The organism is Mesorhizobium sp. M4A.F.Ca.ET.050.02.1.1 (assembly GCF_003997725.1).
Classification (GTDB): Bacteria; Pseudomonadota; Alphaproteobacteria; order Rhizobiales; family Rhizobiaceae; genus Mesorhizobium.
In genome coordinates, this window is sequence record NZ_RZSG01000434.1 from 1 (window position 1) to 5,113 (window position 5,113).

Annotated in this window: 6 protein-coding genes and 1 pseudogene; 1 reads left to right on the forward strand and 6 read right to left on the reverse strand. The window is 64.4% G+C overall.

The window, feature by feature from the left end; translation table 11 throughout:
• Positions 1-260: 260 nt before the first annotated feature.
• The 5 genes and pseudogenes from EOA33_RS23680 to EOA33_RS23700 form a co-directional block, all read right to left on the reverse strand.
• Positions 261-785, reverse strand: coding sequence for an SRPBCC family protein (locus tag EOA33_RS23680; protein WP_126057403.1), 525 nt, complete (start codon positions 783-785; stop codon positions 261-263).
• 19 nt (positions 786-804) lie between these two features.
• Positions 805-1,215: a DoxX family protein gene (locus EOA33_RS23685; protein WP_126057402.1), complete on the reverse strand. Its 411-nt coding sequence runs from the start codon at positions 1,213-1,215 to the stop codon at positions 805-807.
• Positions 1,216-1,360: 145 nt separating this feature from the next.
• On the reverse strand, positions 1,361-1,852 hold the full coding sequence (locus EOA33_RS23690) for an SRPBCC domain-containing protein (RefSeq protein ID WP_126057401.1): 492 nt from the start codon (positions 1,850-1,852) through the stop codon (positions 1,361-1,363).
• A gap of 53 nt (positions 1,853-1,905) precedes the next feature.
• Positions 1,906-2,250, reverse strand: coding sequence for a metalloregulator ArsR/SmtB family transcription factor (locus EOA33_RS23695; protein ID WP_126057400.1), 345 nt, complete (start codon positions 2,248-2,250; stop codon positions 1,906-1,908).
• 139 nt (positions 2,251-2,389) lie between these two features.
• Positions 2,390-3,294: pseudogene (locus EOA33_RS23700) on the reverse strand (bestrophin family ion channel).
• 189 nt (positions 3,295-3,483) lie between these two features.
• Between EOA33_RS23700 and EOA33_RS23705 the strand changes: the two are divergent.
• Positions 3,484-3,891 carry an ACT domain-containing protein gene (locus tag EOA33_RS23705; RefSeq protein WP_126057398.1) on the forward strand — a complete coding sequence of 136 codons (408 nt, stop codon included), beginning with the start codon at positions 3,484-3,486 and terminating at the stop codon, positions 3,889-3,891.
• Positions 3,892-4,082: 191 nt separating this feature from the next.
• On the opposite strand, the gene EOA33_RS23710 is transcribed toward EOA33_RS23705, so the two are convergent.
• On the reverse strand, positions 4,083-5,113 hold a 1,031-nt coding region (locus tag EOA33_RS23710), incomplete at its 5' end, for an aspartate-semialdehyde dehydrogenase (RefSeq protein WP_127406726.1).

A 5,113-nucleotide genomic window follows, 5' to 3' on the forward strand; every position in this document is an offset into this window, starting at 1 on the left:
TCCACCGGGTCATTCGCGACGGCAGCGCCTATCGCCGCCCCGCCCAGGCCGCCGACCGCAGCACCCTTTTCCGTCTGCGAGCAACCGCCGAGCGCCATCAGCAGGGCCACTAAGACTATCGCTTTCTTCATCATCGTTTCTCCCCAACGGGAATGCGCCTGCACCCGCCTTGCAGCGATAACGCACAAAGACGTGATTTGATCCGCCCTGCAGTGCCGCGCGTCCCCCCGGACGCGCAAAGATGGTGCATTTTCAGGTAGTTATTCGGCGGCTCGCTTCAAGTTGGCGAGGCCGACCTCGAAATCCTTGCCGATCAGCGTGTCGAAATTCATGAACAGGCCCATCAGCTTGGCGATGAACGGACGGCCGCCGCGCATCGCCCAGGTGACGGTCGTGGTCTCGCCGGACGGCGTCAAGGTGAAGTCGACGCTGTTGTTGGCCCGGAACGGCTTTTCGAAATCGAGCTTCAGCGCCACCAGCGAGGATGGAACCGAGCTGGTGATCTCCATCCGCCCGACGCCTGCCTTGCCGTTGCCTTCCCAGGCATAGGCCGCGCCCTTGCCGCTTTCGGCGCCGGACAGCGTGCGCTTCATGTCCGGGTCGAGTTTTTCGTAAGGCGACCATTCGGGCCAGCGCGTGAAGTCGTTGATCAGCGGATAGATCGCCTCGGGCGGCGCCTTGATGATGGCCGAGCGGCTGACGACGAAATCGTTCGGCCGTGTCGCGGCGTAGATGAGCACGGCGGCAATGGCGACAATCAGGATAGTGAGGATGGTGGTGAACATTCTACGGTCCTCCCGATGCTTAGCGGGCAAACGGGATCAGCGCGCGCAGCCTGGGGTCACGCAGGAACAGGCCGGCCCACAGAATGATGCCGAGATAGACGCCGAACAGCGTGTGCGAGAACAGCGGGCTGTCGAGCCGCACTTTGGTGGCGATGGCGCCGCCCATATAGGCAGTGAGCAGGATGGCGCCGAGCACCGAGGTGCGCGGCAGTGCGTAGAGCGCGGTGGAGATCAGCCCGATGATGCCGAGCATACGCGCGGCGTTGGGATCGGCCGGCCAGCCGAGTTGCACCATCGTCTGGGTGACGATGTCGAGCGGCGGCAGTTTGATGGCGCCGTCGAAGATCATGAACAGCACGATGAGCGCGCTGAGCACGCGACCGGTCCACAGGGCACCCGACGACACGGGCGCGGTTTGAGCAATGCTCATTGACGTTCCCTCCTAATATTTTAGTTAGAACCCCGGCGTCTTTGCCAGGCTCGAACCAAGGACGCGGCACGCGTCGACCGTCCGACACGTGCCGGAATCTTTTTCACAGATGCGCGCGGCTCATTCCGGCGCGCCGCAAGGGCACTCAGAGTGTCTTGAGATAGGCTTCCAGCCGCGCGTAGCTCGCCATGACCATCTGGCCGAAGCCCATCTTCACCGCCATGTCGCGGGCGGCAACCGAGTTGGCGCGGATGTTGGCGACGATCCGCGTCTTGCCGCCGGCATCCTCGAACAGGATTGTCGTCACCATGTTGGGCGGCGGCAGGGTATCCTGCCACTGACTGCGATCGAGCGGGGCGTCGCGATAGATGATCCGCTCCGGCGGAGCGATTTCGAGATAGACGCTGTTGGTTGGGTATTCACTGCCGTCGGCGAAGCGCATGGTCAGACGGAATTGCCCTCCAGGCCGTACATCCATCTCGCAGACCGGATAGGTTGAGCCTTCCGGTCCCCAGAATCGCACCAGGTGATATGGATCGGTGAAAAGCTTGAACATCAGCGCGCGTGGCGCATCGAAGGTCCGGGTGATGATGATGACCGGGTCGTCGGATGGCGTGTCGATGGTCTGATCTGTCATGTTCCCCTCTCTGGATGTCTTGTTGCGCAAGGGCGGCAAGATGATTGGCCGGCTTAGCTTTTACCTGCGCCGGGATCACCCGCCTGCAAGGCTTGCAGATAGGTTTCCAGCCGGTCGAAGCGCGCGTCCCATAGCACGCGGTAGGTCTCCAGCCATTCGTCGATCTCGCGCAATGGTTCCGGTTGCAGGCGGCGCGGCCGAAACTGCGCGTCGCGGCCGCGCGCCACCAGGCCGGCGCGCTCAAGCACCTTGAGGTGCTTCGACACCGCCGGAAAGCTCATGGCAAACGGCTCCGCCAGCTGCGTGACGGAGGCCTCGCCGAGCGCCAGCCGCGCCAGGATGGCGCGCCGGGTCGGGTCGGCAAGCGCGGCGAGGGTCAGACTGAGGCTATCCGTCATATTGAACCAACTGGTTATATAACCTTTTGGTTCTATACGAGAGGCCGCCGGCCGAGTCAAGCGGCGGTGTCAAAAACAGAATCCAGGCAGCGCTCATCCGGCTCGCAAACCGGATGGCCAGGGCTGGAACGCTCTGGCCTCAGGAGAAATAGAACCGTTCGGCCGGGATCATCTTCGGCGCCGGTTCGCCGAGCGCCTCGAACACCGAGATCTCGCAGACGCGGCAAAGCCCATCCAGCGCAAGGTCGTTGGGCTGGGTGCCGAACGGATCCTCGAGCTCTTCCGAGAGCGCGTCGAGGCCGAAGAAGGTATAGGCGATCAGCGCCGTGAACAGCGGCGTTGCCCAGCCGGCTGGCGCGACCAGCCCGAACGGCAGCAGCAGGCAGAAGACGTAGGCCGTTCGCTGCAGCAGCAGCGTGTAGGCAAAAGGCAACGGCGTTCCGGCGATGCGCTCGCAGCCGGCCTGCGCGGCGGCGATCTCCGACAGGCGCTCGTCGAGGATGCGGTAGCCGACCGCATCGAGCGCCCCGGACTGCGCAGCGCCGCGATGCGCGCGCCCATCCTGCGTACCAGGGCATCGGGAGAGTTGACGGCCTTCACCACGGCTTCGGCCTCATCGCCGATGAAGCCGCGCGCTTCCGCCGTAGCATCCACCCGCCTGAGCAGGCCGCGCAGGAAATGGCAAAACGCGATCGCATCCATCAACAGGCCGCGCAATTCGGCCCGGTCCTCGATAAGGCCGGTCGAGGCGCGCGCCAGGTTGCGGATGTCGAAGACGAGCTGGCCCCACAGCTTGCGCGCCTCCCACCAGCGGTCATAGGCGGCGTTGTTGCGGAAGCCGAGATAGATCGACAGCGCCACGCCGAGCAGGGCGAAGGGTGCCGTGCCGGCATTGCCGAAGTCGAGCTTGAGAGCTTTGATGACCAATACCACCAGCGCGCCATAGGCGGCAAAACCGAAGATCTGCGGCAGGATGCGCGGCACCACCGAGCCGCGCATGATGAAGAACAGATGCAGGAAGCGCGGACGCGGGCGGACGATCATCAAAACCCCCAGACGGACCGGCTCCGGTCCCGATCCCGTCCATTGTGCTATGCAACGGCAAAGCAAGCTCGGTCGACAGCGACATTTCCGTGTCGCCCGGGCAGGCACTACCGGCGCTCATCCGGCCGGTCTAAGGACGAGGCGGCGGGCTCGCGAGACTGGCAGCCGCGCGCCGCCGAGGGAGGAAAAATGACCGGCGAAACCGATCTGCAAAAATTGTTGGCGTCGATGACGCCGCGACTGCTTCCCGATGTCCACGTCTTCGCGACGCTGGCGCCGGGCGCGACCATGCCGGATGGCCTCGATCCGGTCATGAGCTTTCGCGAGCAGGAAGGCCTTACGCTGATCGTGAAGGAGGACCAGTCGAGAGCGGTCGGCATCGACGGCATCTTCCGCTGCCGGATGATCACGCTGAACATCCACTCCTCGCTGGAAGCCGTCGGATTCCTCGCCGCCATCACCACGCGGTTGGCAGGGGCTGGCATGGGCGTCAATCCGGTCTCGGCCTTTTACCACGACCATCTGTTCGTCCCGGCGGATCGGGCCGAGGAAGCGATGGCGATGTTGATGGAATTGGCGGAGCAAAATCGGTTGTGATGCCGGCTCTCCACCGCCTGCTTGAGATGCCGGTGCCGCCCCTCATCCCCCTGCCGGGACCTTCTCCCCGTGAACGGGGAGAAGGAAGCTACCCGGCCGAAGGCCGAGCCCGCGACCGCGGGCCGCCGGTCGTCCGGCGCCCCCCCGCGGAGGGCCCGCCGCGGCAGCGGCGGTGCGGCCCGCGAGCGAGATTATGCCGCCTTCTTCTTCGGCTGGATCAGGCCCCGCTCGACCAGAAGTTCGGCGATCTGCACCGCGTTCAGCGCCGCGCCCTTGCGCAGATTGTCGGAGACGACCCACATCGACAGGCCGTTGTCGACGGTCGAATCCTCGCGGATGCGCGAGATGAAGGTGGCGTCCTCGCCGGCCGATTCGAGCGGCGTGATGTAGCCGCCGTTCTCGCGCTTGTCCAAGACCTGGCAGCCCGGCGCCTCGCGCAGGAGCTCGCGCGCCTCGTCGGCCGTGATCGGCTTTTCGAACTCGATGTTGACCGCTTCCGAGTGGCCGATGAACACCGGCACGCGCACGCAGGTCGCCGTCAACTTGATCTTGGGGTCGAGCATCTTCTTGGTCTCGGCCACCATCTTCCACTCTTCCTTGGTGAAGCCGTCGTCGAGGAAGACGTCGATATGCGGAATGACGTTGAAGGCGATGCGCTTGGTGAACTTCTTGACGTCGACCTGGTCGGCGACGAAGACGGCGCGGGTCTGGGTGAACAGCTCGTCCATGCCTTCCTTGCCGGCGCCGGAGACCGACTGGTAAGTGGCGACAACGACGCGCTTGATGGTCGCCGCGTCATGCAGCGGCTTCAGCGCCACGACCAGCTGCGCCGTCGAGCAGTTCGGGTTGGCGATGATGTTCTTGCGCGAGAACAGTTCCACCGCGTCCGGGTTCACTTCCGGCACGATCAGCGGCACGTCCGGGTCATAGCGGAAGGCGGACGAATTATCGATGACGACGCAGCCCTGCTTGCCGATCTTCGGCGACCATTCCTTGGAGACGTTGCCGCCGGCCGACATGACACAGATGTCGGTGTCGGAAAAGTCATAGGTGTCGAGCGCCTTGACCTTCAGCGTGCGGTCGCCGAAGGACACTTCGGTGCCCTGGCTGCGCCGCGAGGCCAGCGCCACCACTTCGCTTACCGGAAAGCCGCGCTCATCCAGAATGTTGAGCATTTCGCGGCCCACATTGCCCGTGGCGCCGACTACCGCAATCTTGAAAC

What these genes read in the sequence shown, in the direction of transcription:
- EOA33_RS23680 (WP_126057403.1), bottom strand. Translation starts at nt 785, where the DNA reads ATGTTCACCACCATCCTCACTATCCTGATTGTCGCCATTGCCGCCGTG.
- EOA33_RS23685 (WP_126057402.1), bottom strand. Translation starts at nt 1,215, where the DNA reads ATGAGCATTGCTCAAACCGCGCCCGTGTCGTCGGGTGCCCTGTGGACC.
- EOA33_RS23690 (WP_126057401.1), bottom strand. Translation starts at nt 1,852, where the DNA reads ATGACAGATCAGACCATCGACACGCCATCCGACGACCCGGTCATCATC.
- EOA33_RS23695 (WP_126057400.1), bottom strand. Translation starts at nt 2,250, where the DNA reads ATGACGGATAGCCTCAGTCTGACCCTCGCCGCGCTTGCCGACCCGACC.
- EOA33_RS23705 (WP_126057398.1), top strand. Translation starts at nt 3,484, where the DNA reads ATGACCGGCGAAACCGATCTGCAAAAATTGTTGGCGTCGATGACGCCG.